Origin of the sequence: Isoptericola sp. NPDC056578 (genome assembly GCF_042793275.1) — a bacterium.
Classification (GTDB): Bacteria; Actinomycetota; Actinomycetes; order Actinomycetales; family Cellulomonadaceae; genus Isoptericola.
In genome coordinates this window covers 101,728-122,100 of record NZ_JBHTVC010000005.1, presented here as the reverse complement: position 1 = coordinate 122,100, position 20,373 = coordinate 101,728, and the positions used below count along the sequence as shown (strand labels likewise).

The window sequence follows — 20,373 nt, the reverse complement described above, 5'->3', positions numbered from 1 at the left end:
GGGCTGGGCCGCGTCCTGGTGGGGGTTTGGCTCGGCCGGGGCGCGCGGTGGCCCGGCGGGGTGGGGCCGGGCCGGGCCCCGGGGGGTGGCGCGTCCCGGGGGGCGGCCCCGGGGGGCCCCCCCACCCGGGGTGTCACTGCGCCTTGACGGTGTCCTGCACGTACGCGAACCACTGGGCCGCGAACTGGTCCGCGTCGAGGTTGCCGTACTGCATCTCCTCGGACAGGCGCGCCATCTCGACCTCGATCTCGCCGTAGCCCTCGACCGGGACGGGGGCGGGCTCGGTGACGTCGTCGGCGTGGGTGTCCTCGTAGTCGAGCAGGCGGGAGTCGGGCGACCCGTCCTCGATCTTCATCGCGTCCTTCTGGGCGTCGGTGGCGGGCACACCCTTGCTGGTGCCGAAGATCTCGCCCACCTGCGGGTCGTTCGTCATGAAGTCGATGAACGCGGCCGCCGCGTCGGGGTGGGACGAGTTGGCGGACGCCGAGAGCATCACGCCGGAGTGCCAGTACATCTTCTTGCCGTCGTCACCCGTGGGGATGGGCATGAGCTCGAGGTCCTCGCTGCCGAGCTCCGCGGTGTAGTTGGGCATCAGGGTGTCCCAGTTCGCCTCGGCCACGACCTCGGCGGAGTTCAGGCCCGTCTTGGGCTCGAGCTGGGCCGCTCGCTTCGCCGGGAAGAAGGCCTGGGACTCGCGCAGGGGGGCCCACAGGTCGGTCCAGGCCTGCACGTCCTCCTGGGTGAACGCGATCTGGCCGTCGTCGGTGAAGGGTGCCTTGCCCTGCTGCACCAGCCACTGCAGGAACCACGGGTTGTTCCCCGTCATGTCGCCCACGGGGTACACCTGCGGGTCGTGCTTCGCGCCCGCCTCGGCGACGTCCGCGAACCACTGGACCAGGTCGTCCCAGGTGTAGCCCTCGGCCGGGGGCTCCATGCCCAGCTCCTTGAGGAGCTTCGCGTTGTAGATGATCGACTGGGTGTTGAGGCTGACGGGGACGGCGTAGGTCTTGCCCTCGATCTGACCCGATGCGAGCGCGGTGTCGTCCACGCCGCCGGTGTCGAGGTTGACGCCGACCTGGCCGTCGAGCTCGGCGAGCTGGCCCGTGGCGCCGTACTGCCGCACGTAGCCCGCGTCCATCTGGACGACGTCGGGCAGGGCGCTGCCCGCCGCCTCGGTGGAGCGTGCCGTCCAGTAGTCGTCCCAGGACTGGAACTGCGTCTGGATGGTGATGTTCGGGTGCTTCTCCTCGAAGGCGTCGATCGCCTTCTCGTACCTCGCGGCCCGGTCGTCGTTGCCCCACCACGCGAAGGACAGCGTGATGTCCTCGTCCGTGGAGACCTTGGCGGCCGGGCCGGCGTCGGCCCCGCCGTTCCCACAGGCGGCGGTCAGGCCGACCGTGACGGCGATGGCGGCGACGGCGCCGGAGAGTCGTGCGAGCTTCATGGTGTTCCTCCGTCCCGCAGCACTGCGGGGGTCGGGCCTGGGCGGTCGTGCCCGCCGCGGCTGGTCGGTGTGTCGGTGATGGGTGGTGCAGGCGCGCGGGCGTCAGCCCTTGAGGCCTTGGGTGGCGACGCCGTCGACGATGTAGCGCTGGAAGAGGATGAAGAAGATCATCACGGGCAGCAGGGCCAGGACGGCCATGGCCATCTGGGCGCCGTAGTCGGACACGCTGGTCTGGTCGACGTACAACCGCAGCGCGATGGGCAGCGGGTACAGGTCGGGCTTCTTGAGGTAGAGCAGCGGGCCGAGGAAGTCGTTCCAGGACCAGATGAACGCGAAGATCGAGCTGGTGATGATGGCGGGGCGCATCAGGGGCAGCATGATCGAGCCGAAGATGCGCCCGTGGCCGGCGCCGTCGATGCGGGCTGCCTCGTCCAGCTCGCGGGGCAGGTTGCGCATGAACTGGACCATGAGGAACACGAAGAACGCTTCCCCGGCGAGGAACTTCGGCGCGAGCAGGGGGATGAACGTGTTCACCATGCCGAGCTCGTTGAACATGATGTATTGCGGGATGATCACGACGTGGAACGGCAGCAGCAGCGTGCCGATCATGATCGCGAAGAAGATGCCCCGTCTGGGGAAGTCGATCCGCGCGAACGCGTACGCGGCCACGGTCGAGGACAGGATCACCCCGACCACGGACGCGACGGCGAGGATCATGGAGTTGCCGAAGAAGGTCCAGAACCCGACCCCGCCGATCCCGGACAACGCGGTCGCGAAGTTGGACAGCGACAGGTTGTCCGACCACAGGCTGATGTTCCCGATGATCTCGTTCGACGGCTTGAACGAGCTCATGAGCATCCACGCGGCGGGGTAGAGCACCACGATCGTGCACACGACCATGAAGGCGTGGAACCCGACCGACCGGACACCCCGACGACGCTTCGCGGCCTTGCGCAGGGACGTGTCGACCGGCCCGGCCGGGCGGGACGACCCGCCCCCGGTGGCGATTCCTGTGGCGGCCGCCTGGTTCGACAGCGGCGGTGTCGTGATGTGCGCGCTCATCGGTTGTCTCCGGAGTAGTGGACCCAGGCGTTGGACGTCTTGAACAAGATCGCGGTGATCACGCCGACCACGACGACCAGGACCCAGGCCATGGCCGAGGCGTATCCCATGTCGAACTGTGCGAAGCCCTTGATGTACAGGTACAGCGTGTAGAACAGGGTCGAGTCCGCCGGACCGCCTGTGCCGCCAGAGATGATGAACGCCGACCCGAACACCTGGAACGCGCCGATGGTCTCCAGCAGCAGGTTGAAGAACAGCACCGGGGACAGCATCGGGATCGTGATCCGCCAGAACTTGCGGACCGGGCCCGCACCATCCACCGCGGCCGCCTCGTACAGCTCGGCCGGGATCTGCTTCAACCCCGCCAGGAAGATGACCATCGGGGCGCCGAACGTCCACACCGCGAGCAGCACGAACATCGGCATCGTCTTGGACGGGTCACCCACCCAACCCCCGGCCGGCAGCCCGAACAGCTGCTGGATCCGGTCCACGATGCCGTCATCGATGAACATCGCCTTCCACACGATCGCGATCGACACGCTCGCGCCGATCAGGCTCGGGGCGTAGAAGATCGACCGGTACGCGCCCTGCCCGCGGTGCTTCATGTTCAGCACCATCGCGACCAACAACGCCGCCGCGAGCTTGATCGGCGTGCCGACCAGCACATAGATCGCGGTCACCTTCGCCGACGTCCAGAACCGGGGGTCCTCGAACAACTTCGTGAAGTTGTCGATCCCGACCCACGACGGCGGCCGGAACAAGTCGTAGTCCGTGAACGCCAGATACAACGACGCCACCATCGGGAACGCCGTCAACACCACGAAACCCACCAACCACGGCGACAAGAACGCGAACCCCGCACCAGCCTCACGACGGCGCTTGGCCACGCCTCGTGCGCGGTCCCGGCGGGGCGCGTCGGGTATCGCCGTCATCGGCTCACCGGTCACGGTCACAGAGCATCCGATCTCTCGGGGGTCGTCCTCGACCCGTGGTGCAACGTTGCGGTCTAACGTTGGATCACGATGAACTACGGAAGGCGTCGCCGTCAAGGGGTGACGCGCGGACCGGCCCAGGCCGGTAGGTGCGAGGGGGACGAGTGGTCGAGCAGGGCACGACGGACGGCGCGAGCCGGGGCGCGGGTCGCGGACGGGTCAGGTCGCCGGGGATCAAGGACGTCGCGGCGGCGGCCGGGGTCTCGTGGAAGACGGTCTCGAACGTCGTGAACGGCACGGGGCGCGTCGGGGAGGCCACCCGTGCGCGGGTGGAGGGGGTCATCGCGGACCTCGGATACCGTCCGAGCCTCGCGGGCCGGCAGCTGAGGCAGGGGCGGACCAGGACCTTCGCCCTGGCGGTGCCGTGGATCCACGCGCCGTACTTCGCCGAGCTGGCGCACGTCATGATCGAGGTCGCCGGGGGCCGGGGGTATCGCGTGCTCATCGAGGAGACCCGTGGTGACCGGGACGTCGAGCTCGAGGTCGCGCGAGGGTTCGCCGTCCACGCGATCGACGGGATCGTCTTCTCGCCGCTGGCTCTCGGGCCGGCGGAGATCTCGGGGCTGCGAGGCGCGACGCCGATGGTGCTCCTGGGCGAGCGGGACGACCCCGGGCTGGCCGGTGGCCGGCGTACCGACCACGTGAGCATCGACAACGTGGGGGCGGCAGAGGAGGTCACGCGGCACCTGGTCGCATCGGGCCGCAGGCGGCTCGGCTTCCTGGGGGCGGAGCCCGAGGCGCTCGCCCGGACCGGTGCGCCCCGGTTGCGGGGGTTCCGGGCGGCGTGCGCGGAGGCGGGGATCGAGGTCGACGAGCGCTGGATCCTGCCGGGCGGCCGGTTCTCGCGCGCGGACGGCGCCGCTGCCGTCGAGAGCGTGCTCGCCCGCACCGGGGAGATCGACGGCCTCGTGTGCGCCAACGACGAGCTGGCGCTGGGCGCCGTGTTCGCGCTGCGCACCAACGGGATCGGCGTGCCTGACGACGTGGCGGTCACGGGCTGGGACAACACGGAGGACGGGCGGTACGCGAACCCGTCGCTGACGACGGTGGCGCCCGACGTCCGGGCGATCGCGGAGGCGGCCGTGGACCGGCTCGTGCGCCGGATCGACCCGGCCGCCGGCCCGGACCTCGACGCGGCCGCGCAGGGCGACGGGGGCTCGGACGTCGTGGACCTGGTGGTGCCGCACCGGCTTCTGATGCGCGAGAGCACGCGCGCGGGCCGGTGATGATTCAACGTTGCATCCAGGGGTGATCCTGTGATCCACTCAGTGGCAGCGGCGAGGGTGAATCGGCCCCGACCGCCCTCTCGACGACGATGCAACGGAGCCCGCCGATGCCCTTCCTGCCCCTCGACCCGCCGTCCGCCCCGGGCGGCGTCGACGTCCCTCGCCCCGAGTACCCGCGCCCGCAGGTGGTGCGCGAGCGCTGGCTGAACCTCAACGGCACGTGGCAGTTCGAGCTGGACCGCGGCGACTCCGGGCTCGAGCGCGGGCTGCGCGAGCGGCCGCTGTCCGGCTCGATCACCGTGCCGTTCGCGCCCGAGTCGGAGCTGTCCGGGATCGGGGACACCGACTTCCTCGAGGCGGTCTGGTACCGCCGTGAGGTGACCGTCCCGGCCGAGTGGGCCGCGGTCGCCGGCGACGACACCCACGTGCTGCTGCACTTCGGCGCCGTCGACCACGACACCACCGTGTGGGTGGACGGCACCGAGGTGGTGCGCCACCGCGGAGGGTTCTCGCCCTTCACCGCCGACCTGCACGGCGTGGCGGCGCCCGGCGACACCGTGACCGTCGTCGTGCGGGCCCGTGACCCGCGCGAGGCCCGGCAGGCCCGCGGCAAGCAGGCCACCTGGTACGCGAACACGCACTGCCAGTACACCCGCACCACGGGCATCTGGCAGACGGTCTGGCTCGAGCCCGTGCCGGGCGCCCACCTGCGCCGCCCGCGCGTCACGCCGCACGTGGCGAGCAGCGCGTTCGACGTCGTCCTGCCGCTGACGGCGAACCGCCCCGGCCACACCGTCACCGCGACGCTCACCGACGCGGACGGCGTCGTGGCCACCGAGACGGCGCGCGCCGACGTCGACCTCGCGCCGGCGCTTCGCGTCGTCGTTCCCGAGGGTCGCGTGCGGCTCTGGGGCCCGGGGGACCCGCACCTGTACGGCCTGCGGGTGGAGCTGCGCGACGGTGACGGCGCGATCGTCGACGCCGTGGAGTCCTACGCGGGCCTGCGGTCCGTCGCGATCGACGGCCAGGCGGTGCGGATCAACGGGCGATCCGTCTTCCAGCGACTGGTGCTCGACCAGGGGTACTGGCCCGAGTCGCTCATGACGGCGCCGTCCGACGCCGCGCTCGTGCGCGACATCGAGCTCGGCCTCGAGGCCGGGTTCAACGGCGCGCGCCTGCACCAGAAGGTCTTCGAGGAGCGTTTCCTGTTCCACGCCGACCGCCTCGGCTACCTCGTGTGGGGCGAGTTCGGCGACTGGGGCGTGAGCGGGCAGGGCACCGTCGGCCACAACCAGCAGCCCACGGCGTCGTTCACCACCCAGTGGCTCGAGGTGCTGGAGCGCGACCACTCGCACCCGTCGATCATCGGCTGGTGCCCGCTCAACGAGACGCACCAGGACCTGCACGACCGGATGACCGTGCTCGACGACGTCACCCGCGGCATGTTCCTCGCCACCAAGCTCGCGGACCCCTCGCGGCCCGTCATCGACGCCAGCGGGTACGCGCACCGCGTGCTCGAGACCGACGTCTGGGACTCCCACAGCTACGAGCAGGACCCGGAGCGGTTCGCGCGCCAGATGGCCGGGCTGGCCGACGGCGCGCCGTACGAGAACCGGCGCGAGGACGCGGCGATGTCCGTGCCGTACCGGGGGCAGCCCTACTTCGTCTCCGAGTACGGCGGCATCTGGTGGAACCCGGAGGCGGCGGCCGCCGCGGCGGGGAACGACACCGCCGAGTCGTGGGGCTACGGCCAGCGCGTCGCGGACGAGGAGGAGTTCCACGCCCGGTTCCGCGGCCTCACCGAGGTGCTGCTCGGCGACCCGCTGATGTTCGGTTACTGCTACACCCAGCTCACCGACGTGTTCCAGGAGCAGAACGGCGTGTACCGCTTCGACCGGTCCGAGAAGCTCGACGTCGCCCGCGTCCGCGAGGTGCAGCAGCAGGTCGCCGCCGTCGAGGAGGCGGACCGCGCGGCGGTCTGACGCACGGACCGTCCCCGACGACGGCCCGGGCTGCTTGTCCCAGGCCGTCGTCGGCGGCAGGCCGCGGGTTCTCGGCCGTGCGCGATCCGACCGTAGGCGAGCGGCGCGACGTCCGGCCCCAGCCCGAACGGGTCGACGCCGGGAGCCGCGCGGCGAGGGTGGTGATCGTGCCGACTCGAGAGCGGTCCAATTCGGTGGAGAAGGCGTCCAGGGTGTGCGAGGTTCCTCGTGCGACGACCGTCGCCGCAGGACATCGGCACCCCGAGGGAGAGACATGACGAGCAGGTTCACCGAGCTGACCGTCGACTGCCACGACCCGGAACGGCTCGCGGCGTTCTGGTGCGCCGTCCTGGACTTCACGGTGCTCGACCGGAGCGACGACATGGTCGAGATCGCCTCCTGGGAGCCGACCGTCGAGGACATCCAGGCCCGTCAGATGCCGCCGACGATCGTGTTCACCCGGGTGCCGGAGGGCAAGAGCGTGAAGAACCGCCTCCACCTGGACGTGAGCCCGGTCGACCGCAGCACCGCCGACGAGGTGGCCCGGCTGCTCGACCTCGGCGCCACCCGGGCGGATGTCGGCCAGGGCGCCGACCGGACCTGGGTGGTCATGGCCGACCCCGAGGGCAACGAGTTCGACGTCCTGCGCACCCTCGCGCCCTCCGACTCCTGACCGACGAGAGGACTGCCGTCGCGATGCCGCCCGTCCTGCCCGATCCCACGGTGCTCCACCCGATGCCCGAGCACCCGCGCGTCGTCCTGCTCAAGCCGCTCGTGGCCTCGCCGCTGATCGAGGTCGGGGACTTCTCCTACTACGACGACCCCGACGACCCGACGGCGTTCGAGACCCGCAACGTGCTCTACCACTACGGCCCCGAGCGGCTCGTGATCGGCCGGTACTGCGCGCTGGGCACCGGCACCCGGTTCATCATGAACGGCGCCAACCACCGCATGGACGGCCCCTCCACGTTCCCGTTCCCCACGATGGGGGGCGCGTGGGCGGAGCACTTCGACCTCATCACCGGCCTGCCCGGACGCGGGGACACGGTGGTGGGCCACGACGTCTGGTTCGGCCACGGGGCCACGGTCATGCCCGGTGTCCGCATCGGTCACGGCGCGATCGTCGCGGCCGGTGCCGTGGTCACCCGGGACGTGCCCGACTACGGGATCGTCGGCGGCAACCCCGCCCGGCTGCTGAGGACCCGGTACGACGCCGACGACGTCGCGCGGCTCCTCGCCGTGGCGTGGTGGGACTGGCCGGTGGGGCACGTCACCAGGCACGTGCGGACGATCATGTCGGGCACGGTCTCCGAGCTCGAGGCGGCGGCGCCGGCGGCCTAGCCCAGCGCCGACAGCCCGAAGGCGGTCGCGAAGCCGAGCACGGTGACGAGCCCGGTGACCGGGCCACCGAACTCGGTGGCCTCGGGGATCATCGTGTCGACCAGCATGGTGAGCAGCGCGCCGGCGGCGAAGGCCTGCACGACGGCGATGGTCACCGGGTCGGCGGTGCCCAGCGCCGCGTAGCCGACGCCCGCGGCGACCGCGGAGACCAGGGTGGTGCCGCCCCACAGCAGCGCCAGCCGGGCGGTGGACGTGCCCGCCTGGCGCAGCCCGACGGTGGCGGACATCGCCTCGGGCAGGTTGGAGATGAACACGGCGGCGAGGACCGCGACGCTCACCCCGCCACCCCCGACCAGGGTCGAGCCCAGCACCACCGACTCGGGGATGCCGTCCAGCACGGTGCCCAGCGCGATCGCGCCGCCCGACCCCTCCGACTGCGCGCCCGTGGACCGCTTGCGGTCCCGTCCTCCGCGCCGGTCGATGAGCAGGTCGCCGACGAAGAACGTCAGCGCACCGGCGGCCAGCCCCGCGAGCAGCACCCAGCCGCTCGCCGCCCGCGAGGCGTCCTCGACCAGGTCGTACGCGACGGCGCTGATGAGCACGCCCGCGCCGAACGCCATGATGAGGCCCGTGAGCCGCCGGCTCGGCGTCCGCCACAGCACGAGGGCGGCGCCGATCAGCAGCGACGAGCTGCCCAGCAGGCCCCACCAGAACCCGGTCATGCGGACATTGGACCAGGTGGCACGGTCGGCCGCCCGTCCACCCGACCGAGCCCTCGGGTGCGTCGCGCGGCCGGTGCTGCGAGCATCGCCGGATGGACCTGAAGGAGCTCGTGCGACCGGAGCCCACGTCGATGCCTCGCCGGATCGGGAGGGTCGCGCTCGGCGTGGCGCTCGCCGGGGCCGGCATCACCCACCTCACGGTCGCCCGCGAGGAGTTCCGGGCCCAGGTCCCCGCCTGGTTCCCGGTCGACGAGGACGTCACCGTCCTCGCGTCCGGAGCCGTGGAGATCGTGCTGGGCGGGTCGCTCGTGGCGCTCGCCCGATGGAAGGTCGCGGTGGGACTGGTCGTCGCAGCCTTCTTCGTCGTGATCTTCCCCGGGAACGTCGGCCAGTGGCTCGAACGGAAGGACGGGTTCGGCCTCGACACCGACGCCAAGCGGTTCGCCCGGCTGTTCTTCCAGCCGGCTCTCGTCGCGCTCGCGCTCTGGTCGACGGGGGCGTTCGCCGCCCTACGCCGCGCCGCCCGCCACTGACCGTTGGCCCGTGACCACCGGGCACGTCGCGAGGTGGTCGTCCACGAGCCCGCAGGCCTGCATGGCCGCGTACGCCGTCGTCGGGCCGAAGAAGCGGAACCCCTCCTTCTTGAGGGTCTTGGCCATGGCCTTCGACTCGTCGGTCATGGCGGGCACCGTCTGCCAGGACGCGAGTCGTGCCACGCGCGGCTCCGGCGCGAACGACCAGAACAGCTCGTCGAGCGTGCGGCCGTCGTCGTGCAGGGCGAGCACGGCGCGGGCGTTGCCGATCGTGGCCTCGATCTTCTGCCGGTTGCGGATGATCCGGGCGTCGCCGAGCAGGCGCTCGACGTCGTCGGGGGTGAGGGCCGCGACCTTCTCCGGCTCGAACTCGGCGAACACCTCCCGGAACGCGGGGCGCTTGCGCAGCACGGTGATCCACGACAGGCCGGACTGGAAGCCCTCCAGCGCGATCCGCTCCAGCAGCGCGGCCTCGCCGTGCACGGGCACGCCCCACTCGGTGTCGTGGTACGCCTCGTACAGGGGGTCGCCGTCGCCGAAGCACCGGGCGGCGGGGGTGGTCGTCGTCATGCCCCCAGCCTGCCCGGTGCTCCCGACACCCGGCCGCGGTCGTCCACAGGCCCGCGTGGTCCGTTCAGCCCTTGACCGACCCGGACATCAGTCCGCCCATGAAGTACCGGCCCAGCAGCACGTACACGAGCAGCGTGGGCAGCGAGGCGAACAGCGCGCCCGCCATGGAGACGCCGTAGTCCTGCAGCAGCGCGCCGTTGGCGAGGTTGTTCAGCGCGAGGGTCACGGGCCCGTTCTGGCTGGACGAGAAGAACACGGCGAACAGGAAGTCGTTCCACGCCGACGTGAACTGCCAGATGAGCACGACGACGAAGCTCGGCACGGAGATCGGCAGCACGATCCACGCGTACGTGCGCAGCATGCCCGCGCCGTCGACGCGCGCCGCCTCGATCAGCTCCTGCGGCACGGTCATGTAGTAGTTGCGGAAGATCAGCGTCGTGATGGGGATGCCGTAGACGACGTGCAGCAGGATCAGGGCCGGGACGCCGCTCGGTACGCCCAGCCCGAGCACCAGCTGGTTCAGCGGGATCATCACCGCCTGGTACGGGATGAACATGCCGAACAGGATCAGCGTGAACACGAGGTCGGCGCCGGGGAACCGCCACCGCGACAGCACGAACCCGTTGAGCGACCCGAGGAAGGCCGAGATCAGCGCGGCCGGCACCACCATCTGCACGGTGCGCGCGATCGCGGGCGAGAGCGTGCTCCACGCGGTCTCCCAGTTGGCCGTGGTCCACACCTGCGGCAGGTTCCACGCCCGGGTGGGGGCGGCGTCGCCCGGGCCCTTGAAGCTGGTCACGAGCAGCACGTACACCGGCACCAGCACCACGAGCACGAAGAGCAGCAGCACCAGGTAGCGCAGCGTGCGGCCCACGGTGAAGCGGCCCCGCGGCGCGGCACGGCGGCCGAGGTCGATGGGGCGTCCGGCCTCCTCGACGACGGTGGTCATCGCTTGTCCTGCCGGTGGGTGTGGACCAGGTACGGCACGATGACGATCGCCACGATGACCAGCAGGATCGTGCCGACGGCGGCCGCGTTGGCGTAGTCGAAGGCCGACTTGAACACGTACATGTCCACGGCGGGCACCTTGGTCTGGTAGTTCGCCGGCTTGGAGATCGACATGATGAGGTCGAACGCCTTGAGCGACATGTGGCCGATGATGATGAGCGCCGACAGCGCGATGGGCGACAGCTGCGGGAACAGCACGTGCCGGTACAGCTTCCACTCGCTCGCGCCGTCCACCCGGGCGGCCTCGCGCAGCTCGACGGGGATGCCGCGGAAGCCCGCGAGGAACAGCGCCATCACGTACCCCGAGAGCTGCCAGATCGCGGGGATCGCGATGGCGACGATGCCCACGGACACGTTGTTCCACCAGTTGTTCTGCAGCGCGTCCAGCCCGATCATCTGGAACAGCCGGTTGAGGCCCGACGCCTGCTCGCCCTGGTTGGAGTTGAGCAGCCACCGCCACACCACGCCCGACGCGATGAACGAGACCGCCATGGGGAACAGGTAGATCGACCGGAAGAACCCCTCGCCCCGCAGCGGCTTGTCGAGCAGCCAGGCCCACAGGAAGCCGATGATCATCGTGCCCACCAGGAACACCACGGTGTAGAGCACGAGGTTCGTCAGCGAGTGCTGGAACTCGTCGCTGGCCAGCAGGTCGAGGTAGTTGCGCAGCCCGACGCCCGTCGTCGGCGCCTGGCCCGTCGCCTGGGCGGCGGTGTGGTTGTCGGTCGCGGACTGGCGCGCGTTCGCCACGATGAGGCCGTAGACGAACACCCCGACCAGGACGAGGGAGGGCAGCAGCAGGAGCAGGGGCGCGCCGGCGCGGCGGACCGCCCGGCGCACCCCCGTCCGCCTGCGCGTGGCGGCGGGCATCGCGCCTCAGCCGGCGACCGCGGCGGCCAGCTCCGACTGGAACGTCGCCAGGTCCGACGCCCCCGAGGTGAACTTGCTCGTGGCGTCCGTGATGGCCGTCGAGATCGCCACCGGGACGGCGGCACCGTGCGCCAACGAGGACACGATGGTGTCGCTCTTGAACGCCTCCGCGGCGGACTGCTGGTACTCGCCGAAGGTCGACATGTCGATGTCGGTGCGGGCCGGGATGGAGCCCTTGGCCTTGTTGAACGCCTCCTGCCCCTCGGCCGAACCCACCGTCTCGAGCCACGCCTTGGCCCCGCCGGGGTGCGGGGCGCCCACCGGCAGCGTGAACGAGTCGGCGAGGAAGTCGAAGACGCCGTCCGTGCCCGGCACGGCGTACGCCGAGTAGTCGGTGCCGAGCTCCTGCTTCTGCTCCACGTACGACGCCTCAGCCCAGTCGCCCATCACGGTGAACCCGGCCTTGCCGTCGATGACGAGCTGCTGCGACTCCGGCCAGTCGAGGCCGTCCCGGTCGGTGTTCGTGTAGCCCATGAGCGTCTCGAAGTCCTCCAGCGCCGCCTTGACCTCGGGGCCGCTCCAGTCGGTGGAGCCGTCCCACAGCCCGGAGTAGCCTTCGGCACCCAGGTCGGACAGCAGCACCGTCTCGAGGAGCTGCACCTGCGTCCACGCCTGCGCGATCGCGAGCGGCGTGACGCCCGCGTCCTTCAGCTTGGCCAGGTCGTCCATCCACGACGAGAGGTCGGGGTAGGTGGCGTCCGGGTCGAGACCGGCGTCGGTGAGCACCTGCCGGTTGGTCCACACCACGTTGGCGCGGTGGATGTTCGACGGGATCGAGTAGATCTCGCCGTCGTCGGCCTTCAGCCGGTCCACGAGGTCGGGCGGGAAGGCGTCGGTCAGCCCGAACTCGTCGTAGAGGTCGGAGACGGGCTCGATCTGCGCGGCGTCGATGTAGTCCTGCAGCTCCGCGCCCGCGTGGGCCTGGAAGGTGTCCGGCGGGTCCTGCGCCTGCAGGCGGGTCTGCAGCAGGTCCTTCGCCTGCGACCCTGCGCCACCGGCCACGGCCCCGTTGACGAACGTCACGTCCGGGTGCTGCTCGTCGAACACCTTGACCAGCGCGTCCAGGCCGGCCTTCTCCGACCCGGCGGCCCACCAGGTGAAGACCTCCACCTCGTCCGCACCGCCGCTGCCGCTGCCGCCGCTCTCCGGTTCACCGCCGTTGCTGCCGCACGCGGCCAACGCCAACGCCGCCACGGCCGCGACCGCGGCGACCGCCGACGTCCTGGGAGCTCCTCGCATGTGCCTCACCCCTACGCCCTCGGGCCGGTGGGGGGTCGGTGCGCGCGGCACCGGCCTGGCGCATCCTTGCGCCCCGGTCTCGCTCTCATCGCACGACCGGCGCGGTCACGGTGTCAAGGCACCCGGGGAACCTTCGCCCGAATCGTGACCGGAAGTCACCCGTCGGACATCGTCGTCGACGTACCGAAGAAGTGGGAGGAGACGCAGCCCCGGAACGCCGGGCTCGGGTGAACTCCGGGACGCTAGGCTCCCGGGCCGTGACCTCAGAGCTGACGATCCACACCGCCGGCGACGCCGCCTCCCCCACGGTCGTGGTGCTGCACGGCCTCACCGACGCGGGCGACAACTTCCCCGACCTGGTGCACCGCTGGCAGCAGGACTGGCGCATCGTCGCGCCGAGCATGCGCGGCCACGGCACGTCGCCACGGTTCCGCGACGACGAGCTGGGCGGCACGGCCGAGCTGATGCTCGCCGACGTGCTCGCCGTCCTCGACGACCAGCCGGAGCCTGTCGTGCTGCTGGGGCACTCGATGGGCGGCGCGCTCGCGCTGCGGGCGGCGGTCGCCCGGCCGGCGGCGGTGCGCGCGCTGGTGCTCGAGGACCCGCCGCGTGCGGACGGCGGCCCCAGCCCGGCCGAGCACGCCGCCGGGTTCCTCGCGTTCGTCGAGGGCGTGAGCGCGCGTGTCGCGCAGGGCGAGCTCGACGCGCTCGTCACGGAGAGCGCGTGGAGCCCGCCCGAGGCCCGGGCCTGGGCGCGGTGCAAGCCGCAGGTCCAGCGCGACTACCTGCGCCGGGGGCTGCACCTCGGTCGCGAGAGCTGGGCCGACCTCGTGTCCCGGCTGACGGTGCCGACCCTGCTGGTCCTGCCCGACCGGGACAGCGTCGGCCCGGCGCCCGACGAACCCGGCCCGACCAACCCGCTGCTGCGCACCGTCGTCGTCGCCGACGCCGGCCACTGCGTGCGCCGCGACCAGCCCGACGCCTACTTCGAGGCGGTCGAGGGCTTCCTGGCCTCCGCCCTCTCCTGACGGTTCCGGCGCCGGTTCCGGCGCTCATCCCCGCGACAGCACCAGCGCGGCGCTGTGCCCGCCGAAGCCGAAGGCGTCGACGAGCGCGTGCCGCGCCGTCGTCGTCCGGGGAGCGGTGACGACGTCGAGGTCGACGGCCGGGTCGGGGTCGTCGAGGTTGATGGTCGGCGGCACGACGCCGTCGCGCAGCGCCAGCAGCGCGACCAGCGCGCCCAGGGCGCCGGACGCCCCGAGCAGGTGACCCGTGGACGCCTTCGTGGCGGTCACGGCGGGCGGGCTGCCGAGCGCGGCGCGCAGGGCCGCGGCCTCGTTGACGTCGCCCATCGGCGTGGACGTCGCGTGCGCGTGCACCAGCCCGACGTCGCCCGGTTCCAGGCCGGCGTCGCGCAGCGCGAGCGTGATGGTCCGGGCCTGGTTGGCCGGGTCGCCGCCGACGATGTCGAACGCGTCGGAGGTGAGGGACGCGCCGTCCACGGCCCCCAGGACCGTCGCGCCCCGCGCGCGGGCGTGCTCCTCGGCCTCGAGCACCACGAGCACGGCTCCCTCGCCCATGACGAAGCCGTCGCGGTGGACGTCGAACGGGCGCGAGGCGCGCAGCGGCTCGTCGTTGCGCGTCGACAGGGCGCGGACCCGGCCGAACCCGGTGAGGGACAGCGGCACGATGCTGGCCTCCGCCCCGCCGCACACGACGACGTCCGCCGCCCCCGACCGGATCAGGTCGCGGCCCTGGGCGATCGCCTCCACCCCCGCGGCGCACGCGCTCACCGGGGCGCGGGCCCCGGCCTTGGCCCGCAGGTCGAGGGAGAGGTAGGCGGCCGGGCCGTTCGCCATCGCCATCGTGATGGTGTGCGGGGACACGCGGCGGTAGCCGGCCGTCCCGAGGACGTCCTGCATGGCGACGGTCGTCGCGATGCCGCCGTGCGCGGTGCCGACGGCCACGGCGACCCGGGTGGGGTCTACGTCCGGCGACCCCGCCGACGCCCAGGCCTCCCGGCCCGCGACCAGCGTCAGCTGCTCCACCCGGTCGCGAGCGCGGCGCTCGGGCACGCTCAGCCCGGCGGCGAAGGAGTCGTCCGCCCGCGCGGCGATGCGCACCGGCAGCGTGCCGGCCCACTCCTCCGTGATCGCGCCGGCGCCGTTCGCGCCGGCCCGCAGGGCCGCCCACGTCTCCTCGACCGTGCCGCCGACGGGCGTGACCGCCCCCGCTCCCGTGACCACCGTTCGTCGCACCCGCATGCACCTCGTCAGTCCGGTTGCCCCCTGCACCCGCACCGTGCGAGACCTTGTTGCGCGCAACTCTGCCCTGCCCGCCCGCGCGTCGCCCATGCAGGTCAGGCCTCGGCGCGGTTCCATGAGGGGACTGAAGGACGGCCAGGCCCGCGCGACGAGGCGAGGGGCACGGACGAACCGTGCGAGAGCACGATCCACGCGAGAGCACGATCCACTGCAGGATCCAGGAGGTCGCGATGAGTCAGACGATCGACCAGGCGGGCGGCGGGGCGGGCGGCACCGCCCCCGAACCGGGCCTCAAGCGGGTGATGGGGCGCAAGCTCCTGCTGCTCTTCATCGTCGGGGACATCCTCGGCACCGGCGTCTACGCCCTCACCGGGCAGGTCGCCGGCGAGGTGGGCGGCGCGGCCTGGGCGCCGTTCCTCATCGCGTTCCTGGTGGCGACCCTCACCGCGTTCTCGTACCTGGAGCTGGTCACCAAGTACCCCCAGGCCGCCGGCGCCGCGCTGTACACGCACAAGGCGTTCGGCATCCACTTCGTCACGTTCATCATCGCGTTCATGGTGATGTGCTCCGGCATCACGTCGGCGTCGACGGCGTCGAACGCGTTCGCGGGCTTCCTCAACGACGGCTTCGGGCTCGGCCTCGAGCCCGGCGGCTCCGGGCTGCTGCTCATCGCGCTCGGGTTCATGACCCTCGTCGCGCTGGTGAACTTCCGCGGCGTCGGCGAGAGCGTCAAGGCGAACGTGGTGCTCACCCTCGTGGAGCTGTCCGGCCTGCTCATGGTCATCTTCGTCGGAATGTGGGGCATGACCCAGGGGCGGGCGGACTTCTCCCGCGTGGTCGTCTTCGAGAGCGCCGACGACAAGAGCGTCTTCCTCGCCGTGACGGCGGCGACGACGCTCGCGTTCTTCGCGATGGTGGGCTTCGAGGACTCCGTGAACATGGCCGAGGAGTGCCGCGACCCCGTGAAGGACTTCCCGCGCACCATGCTCACGGGCCTGTCCATCACGGGGCTCATCTACGTGCTCGTCGCGATCACCGCGGTCGCGCTGGTTCCGGTCGGCGACCTGGCCGACGACTCGAAGGGCTCCGCCCTCACCCAGGTGGTGGCCGCCGGGGCGCCGGGCCTGCCGTTCGACACGATCTTCCCGTTCATCGGCATGTTCGCCGTCGCGAACTCCGCGCTGATCAACATGCTCATGGCGTCCCGCCTGCTGTACGGGCTGGCGCACCAGGGCGTGCTGCCGCGCAGCTTCGGCAGGGTGCACCGCACCCGCAAGACGCCGTGGGTGTCGATCATCGTCACCACGCTCATCTCGTTCGGGCTCATCATCTACGTGGTCCGTGCCAGCGCGACCGAGGCCGGCTCGGACGCGATCAGCCTGCTGGGCGGCACGACGTCGCTGCTGCTGCTCACCGTGTTCGCGGTGGTGAACGTGGCGCTGCTGGTGCTGCGCCGCAAGCCCGTGCAGCACGAGCACTTCCGCACCAAGACGTGGATCGCGCTGCTCGGCGCCGTCACCTGTGCCTTCCTCGCGGGTCCGTGGGCGCGCAACGAGGAGCAGCAGGAGCAGTACGTCATCGCCGGCGGGCTGCTCGCCGTCGGCATCGTGCTGTCGTTCGTCACCTGGCTGTACAACCGCACCGTGCGGCACGAGCCCACCGAGTTCGAGCACGTCGAGGAGCTCGACGAGGACCGGCCGCAGGCGGGCTACCCGAAGCGCTGACGGGCGCGTCCGGCGGTCGGCCGACTCAAGGAGTCACCCGGCCGTCGACGCCGTGCTCGGCCAGCAGGTCGACGAGCGCAGGGATGCCGTCGTCGACCGTCCAGCACACCGCCGCGAGACCGGCCGTGCGGGCGCCCTCGACGTTCGCCGGCCGGTCGTCGACGAACAGGATCGACGCGGGGTCCGCGCCGATCCGGCGTGCCGCCTCGACGAAGAACGCCGGGTCCGGCTTCGCGACGCCCAGGTCGTGGGAGTAGCAACTGACGTCGAACAGGTCGTCGTAGCCGAGCGTCCCGCGCAGGTAGGCCGCCCGGTGGCGGTCCTGGTTGGTGCCCAGGTGGATGCCGTAGCCGTTGCGCCGCAGGGCGTCGACGACCGCGAACGTCTGCGGCGCCGTCTCGACGCGGCACCAGACGTCGGCGAACACCTGCTCGACCGGCGCGGTCACGCCCTGCTCCGTGAGCACCTCGGCCAGCAGGAGCAGCAGGTCGCCCTCGCCTGCGAGCGTGGGCCGCTCGGCCTTCCACGCCCGGTGCACGACGTCGCGTGCACGCTCCCCGGCGTGCGGCTCCATCAGCGCGTACCACCCGCCGGGTACGACCTGCAGCACGTCGTCGGCGTCGAACAGCACGTGCCGGATCGGCGACTCCGCGACGGCGCGCAGCGACCCCGGGCTGGTGGGCGCCTGCACGAGGCCGTCGGGCAGCGGCGTCGGGTCGTGACGGACGTACGGCACGACGCCGACCTGGAGCTCGTCCTCGTACACGCGCGTGCCCGGGTCGGTGCTGCGCACGACGTCGACCGCGACGCCGTGCGCAGCCAGGATCGCGCACAGCCGGTCCACGCCGTCCTGCACGGCAACCGGGAGCGGGGTGCGGAACCATGTCACCGCGCCGACCGTGTTGCCGTCGGCGTAGAAGTCCGGGTTCTGCAGGTGCTCGAGGAACCAGTCGTGGAGGTCGAGATACTCCGCCACCTCCCCGTCGGTGAGCACGCCCGCACGACGGAGATGGTCGACGGCCACGAAGATCCCGACCTCGACACCCAGTCGGCCGCGGTAGGTCGCCTGGACACGGACGAAGGTCTCGGGGGTGCCCTCCGGGGTGCTCACGGACGGATCGTGGCAGGTCGCGGGCGGGCGGCGCACGCGCATTGCGGCAGACGCTCGTCGCCGCGCCCGTGCACCGACCCTCAGGCGTCGCCTCAGGACCAGGGCTCTGGTGCTTCGGCCTCAGGCGGGTCGGCATCAGGGCGCACGGGTGCGCCCGGTCGGGGTGCACTGGGCCTCGGTGTCGAGGGACCGGATCCGTCGGGGCCGGTGGGTTCCGCCGGAGGGTCGTGGTGCTCCCGCCCGGTCGGCGAGGTCCAGGTGAGGGTGCCGTCCGGGCCGAGCACGCCATGCCACGTCGACTGGTGCTTGATCACGTGATGACAAATTAACGTCTTGTCGCATCACTCGCCTGGAGCGCCCCGCAGTCGGTGCGTAGGTGGGGTGAGGACGCCCCGAAGGGACGGGCGAACGGCGCTGCTCAGTCCTCCGCGCCGTCGATGTCGCCGCCGTCCCTGAACTCCTGCGACGCCGCAGCCCAGTCCTCGGGGTGCGAGATCGGCAGCAGCCTGAACTGCTGCTCGTGCGTGCTGTCGTAGGGCGTTGTGGCGTCGTGCTTCATTCGGGTGTGGTCCTTGATCAGCAGCATCTCGACCACCTGAGCCCCGATCTGGAGGTCGTCGGCGATCGACCCTGCGGAGATGTCGGCCGGGGAGACGACGGCCTCGCCCGAGGAGTCCAGGTCGACGTAGAACCCGGCCATCTTCTCCTCGTTGGCCCGCTTCCCGGCCGCCTCCGCCTCGCTCCGCTTCTTCGCGTGGTACGCCTGCCAGCCCTCCCGCGACTCGTCCTCCGGGAGTTCGATGGACCCGTAGTCGCCCCAGAACATCGCGAGTTCCTGGCTGAAGACGAAGGCCTCCATGTACTTCACGGCGTGGCGGCGACCGTCCGACGTGAGCCGCGCGACCTCTCGGGCCTCGTCCGCGCCTGTGCTCCATGAGTGCTCGAAGGTCTCGTAGATCCACAGCGCCTTCCCCAGTTCCTCCTGCGCGAGGACGGTGAGCGAGCGGGCGCGGCCGAACGATCCACGCTCAAGCAGGGCGTCGGCGTCGGCGATGAGCCCGGAGGCGTTGTCCATGAGCGCCTTCCAGAACGCCCGCGCTGTGTTGGGGTGCATCTTCACGGGCCGATTCTCGCCGATGACGAGCCGCCGCTTCGGGAGGTGTGCACCGCGGGGCGGATGAACCGTCGCCGCCGGACGCGGCGCGTGACGAGTGGGGTAGGGGCGGGCATACTCGGGCGATGCCGAACCACCCGGACGCCCAACTCGGACTCGCGATGCTCACTGCTCGGATGAACGGCGACCGGGAGGGGTACATCGCCATCACGGAGGAGATGCCAGAGGGCTACGCGGTCGCGCTGCTTCTTCGCACGGCGGAGATGATGGTCAACATGATCGCGGACCTCACCGAGACTTCCAAGGAGGAGGCCCTCCAGCGGATCGCTGCGGCGCTCGCCGCCGAGATGTAGGCCCGACTCGCCGCCTTGGCCGCAGGACCGCCCGGCCGGGAGCGCCCGTCAGAGAACACCGGGGCCGGGCGGTCCGCGTGGTGTCCCTCCTGGTCGGCCCGCGCCTGCGCGCAGGGGGAGACCCGGCACAGGGAAGGGCACGCTGCGGGTCAGATTCAGGGGCTCAAGGATCTCGTGCGCGACGCAGGTGCCGACGCAGCTGCGGCACGGTGCAGGCCGCGGCGCGGAGCAGCACGGCGGCCTCGACCAGGGCGCGCGCTTCCGTGGTCGGGAGCTCTGCCAGCGTGTCCGCGATCGCGGTGGCGTGGGCCAGCGAGAGGCGGCCTTGCCGGAGCCCGTCGAGGGTGGCGTGCCCCGCCTCTCCGGCGCGCACCGCCAGAGTGTGCGCCGTGTCGACGAGGTGGGCGGCCGCCTGTTCGGTGAGGCGCAGCGCCGTCGCGAGGTCGGCCGTGAAGGCGCGCCGGGCGAGGTCGCGGCGCCGTCCTGCACCGGCGCGGCCCAGCTCCACGTCGTCGTGCACGAGCAGCGCCGACTCGGCGCGCTCTGCGGCGATCCCGGCCCGCGCCACGGCGGCGAGCCTGCGTGCCTCGAGCGCGTCGACCTGCCGCTGGAGCTCCACGACCTCGTCGATGGCCGTCGACACGGTCGCGAGCGACGGCGCCGCCGGGGGCGGGTCGGGGGAGCCGGACACGGTCTCGAACACGTGTTCGAACCTACCGCTCGCGAGGTGCCGCCACAAGGCTGTGGACGACCGCCTG

20 protein-coding genes are annotated in these 20,373 nt (G+C 71.7%); 8 read left to right on the top strand and 12 right to left on the bottom strand.

The genetic code is table 11. From position 1 onward, the window contains the following. Positions 1-133: 133 nt before the first annotated feature. The 3 genes from ACFQ80_RS03810 to ACFQ80_RS03800 all read right to left on the bottom strand — a co-directional run bounded on the left by ACFQ80_RS03810 (position 134) and on the right by ACFQ80_RS03800 (position 3,438). A complete protein-coding gene (locus tag ACFQ80_RS03810; RefSeq protein WP_430562619.1) occupies positions 134-1,444 on the bottom strand; it encodes an ABC transporter substrate-binding protein in 1,311 nt (436 codons plus the stop codon). Between the two features lie 102 nt (positions 1,445-1,546). Then, a complete protein-coding gene (locus tag ACFQ80_RS03805; protein WP_430562618.1) occupies positions 1,547-2,506 on the bottom strand; it encodes a carbohydrate ABC transporter permease in 960 nt (319 codons plus the stop codon). Further along, entirely contained in the window at positions 2,503-3,438 is a 936-nt protein-coding gene (locus ACFQ80_RS03800) for a carbohydrate ABC transporter permease (protein ID WP_430562635.1), read from the bottom strand. Before ACFQ80_RS03800 ends, ACFQ80_RS03805 begins: the two co-directional genes overlap by 4 nt. Before the next feature lie 164 nt (positions 3,439-3,602). On the opposite strand from ACFQ80_RS03800, the gene ACFQ80_RS03795 reads away from it, so the two are divergent. From ACFQ80_RS03795 to ACFQ80_RS03780, 4 genes are all read left to right on the top strand, one after another. Beyond that, complete coding sequence (locus ACFQ80_RS03795) at positions 3,603-4,724, top strand: LacI family DNA-binding transcriptional regulator (protein ID WP_430562617.1); 1,122 nt, start codon at positions 3,603-3,605, stop codon at positions 4,722-4,724. Between the two features lie 107 nt (positions 4,725-4,831). Beyond that, the gene (locus ACFQ80_RS03790) at positions 4,832-6,706 is read left to right on the top strand and encodes a glycoside hydrolase family 2 protein (RefSeq protein WP_430562616.1); all 1,875 of its coding nucleotides are present in this window, start codon (positions 4,832-4,834) and stop codon (positions 6,704-6,706) included. A gap of 274 nt (positions 6,707-6,980) precedes the next feature. Beyond that, positions 6,981-7,379, top strand: coding sequence for a VOC family protein (locus ACFQ80_RS03785; RefSeq protein WP_430562615.1), 399 nt, complete (start codon positions 6,981-6,983; stop codon positions 7,377-7,379). Between the two features lie 23 nt (positions 7,380-7,402). After that, on the top strand, positions 7,403-8,047 hold the full coding sequence (locus tag ACFQ80_RS03780) for a CatB-related O-acetyltransferase (protein WP_430562614.1): 645 nt from the start codon (positions 7,403-7,405) through the stop codon (positions 8,045-8,047). Here the strand turns inward: ACFQ80_RS03780 and ACFQ80_RS03775 are convergent. Next, complete coding sequence (locus ACFQ80_RS03775; RefSeq protein WP_430550832.1) at positions 8,044-8,769, bottom strand: ZIP family metal transporter; 726 nt, start codon at positions 8,767-8,769, stop codon at positions 8,044-8,046. The two genes, ACFQ80_RS03780 and ACFQ80_RS03775, sit on opposite strands and share 4 nt — an antisense overlap. Positions 8,770-8,861: 92 nt before the next feature. Between ACFQ80_RS03775 and ACFQ80_RS03770 the strand changes: the two genes are divergently transcribed. After that, complete coding sequence (locus tag ACFQ80_RS03770; RefSeq protein WP_430562613.1) at positions 8,862-9,302, top strand: hypothetical protein; 441 nt, start codon at positions 8,862-8,864, stop codon at positions 9,300-9,302. Here ACFQ80_RS03770 and ACFQ80_RS03765 read toward each other — a convergent pair. The 4 genes from ACFQ80_RS03765 to ACFQ80_RS03750 all read right to left on the bottom strand — a co-directional run bounded on the left by ACFQ80_RS03765 (position 9,279) and on the right by ACFQ80_RS03750 (position 13,049). Next, complete coding sequence (locus ACFQ80_RS03765) at positions 9,279-9,872, bottom strand: DNA-3-methyladenine glycosylase I (protein WP_430562612.1); 594 nt, start codon at positions 9,870-9,872, stop codon at positions 9,279-9,281. The genes ACFQ80_RS03770 and ACFQ80_RS03765 overlap by 24 nt on opposite strands. 64 nt (positions 9,873-9,936) lie before the next feature. Then, complete coding sequence (locus ACFQ80_RS03760) at positions 9,937-10,821, bottom strand: carbohydrate ABC transporter permease (RefSeq protein WP_430562611.1); 885 nt, start codon at positions 10,819-10,821, stop codon at positions 9,937-9,939. Continuing rightward, positions 10,818-11,750, bottom strand: coding sequence for a carbohydrate ABC transporter permease (locus ACFQ80_RS03755; RefSeq protein ID WP_430562610.1), 933 nt, complete (start codon positions 11,748-11,750; stop codon positions 10,818-10,820). Before ACFQ80_RS03755 ends, ACFQ80_RS03760 begins: the two co-directional genes overlap by 4 nt. Before the next feature lie 6 nt (positions 11,751-11,756). Beyond that, a complete protein-coding gene (locus tag ACFQ80_RS03750) occupies positions 11,757-13,049 on the bottom strand; it encodes an ABC transporter substrate-binding protein (protein ID WP_430550837.1) in 1,293 nt (430 codons plus the stop codon). Between the two features lie 257 nt (positions 13,050-13,306). On the opposite strand from ACFQ80_RS03750, the gene ACFQ80_RS03745 reads away from it, so the two are divergent. Beyond that, entirely contained in the window at positions 13,307-14,077 is a 771-nt protein-coding gene (locus ACFQ80_RS03745; RefSeq protein ID WP_430562609.1) for an alpha/beta fold hydrolase, read from the top strand. 24 nt (positions 14,078-14,101) lie between these two features. Here ACFQ80_RS03745 and ACFQ80_RS03740 read toward each other — a convergent pair whose 3' ends face one another. Then, complete coding sequence (locus ACFQ80_RS03740; protein ID WP_430550839.1) at positions 14,102-15,313, bottom strand: beta-ketoacyl-[acyl-carrier-protein] synthase family protein; 1,212 nt, start codon at positions 15,311-15,313, stop codon at positions 14,102-14,104. A gap of 230 nt (positions 15,314-15,543) precedes the next feature. Here ACFQ80_RS03740 and ACFQ80_RS03735 point away from each other — a divergent pair, with 230 nt between their 5' ends. Further along, positions 15,544-17,037, top strand: a complete 1,494-nt coding sequence (locus ACFQ80_RS03735; RefSeq protein WP_430550840.1) for an APC family permease — start codon at positions 15,544-15,546, stop codon at positions 17,035-17,037. A gap of 25 nt (positions 17,038-17,062) precedes the next feature. Here ACFQ80_RS03735 and ACFQ80_RS03730 read toward each other — a convergent pair whose 3' ends face one another. Together ACFQ80_RS03730 and ACFQ80_RS03725 are read right to left on the bottom strand one after the other, a co-directional pair. After that, complete coding sequence (locus ACFQ80_RS03730; protein WP_430562608.1) at positions 17,063-18,148, bottom strand: HAD family hydrolase; 1,086 nt, start codon at positions 18,146-18,148, stop codon at positions 17,063-17,065. 418 nt (positions 18,149-18,566) lie between these two features. After that, positions 18,567-19,262: an AbiV family abortive infection protein gene (locus ACFQ80_RS03725; RefSeq protein WP_430562634.1), complete on the bottom strand. Its 696-nt coding sequence runs from the start codon at positions 19,260-19,262 to the stop codon at positions 18,567-18,569. Between the two features lie 125 nt (positions 19,263-19,387). On the opposite strand from ACFQ80_RS03725, the gene ACFQ80_RS03720 reads away from it, so the two are divergent. Further along, positions 19,388-19,615, top strand: a complete 228-nt coding sequence (locus ACFQ80_RS03720) for a hypothetical protein (RefSeq protein ID WP_430562607.1) — start codon at positions 19,388-19,390, stop codon at positions 19,613-19,615. 163 nt (positions 19,616-19,778) lie between these two features. On the opposite strand, the gene ACFQ80_RS03715 is transcribed toward ACFQ80_RS03720, so the two are convergent. After that, complete coding sequence (locus ACFQ80_RS03715) at positions 19,779-20,318, bottom strand: hypothetical protein (RefSeq protein ID WP_430562606.1); 540 nt, start codon at positions 20,316-20,318, stop codon at positions 19,779-19,781. Positions 20,319-20,373: the final 55 nt, after the last annotated feature.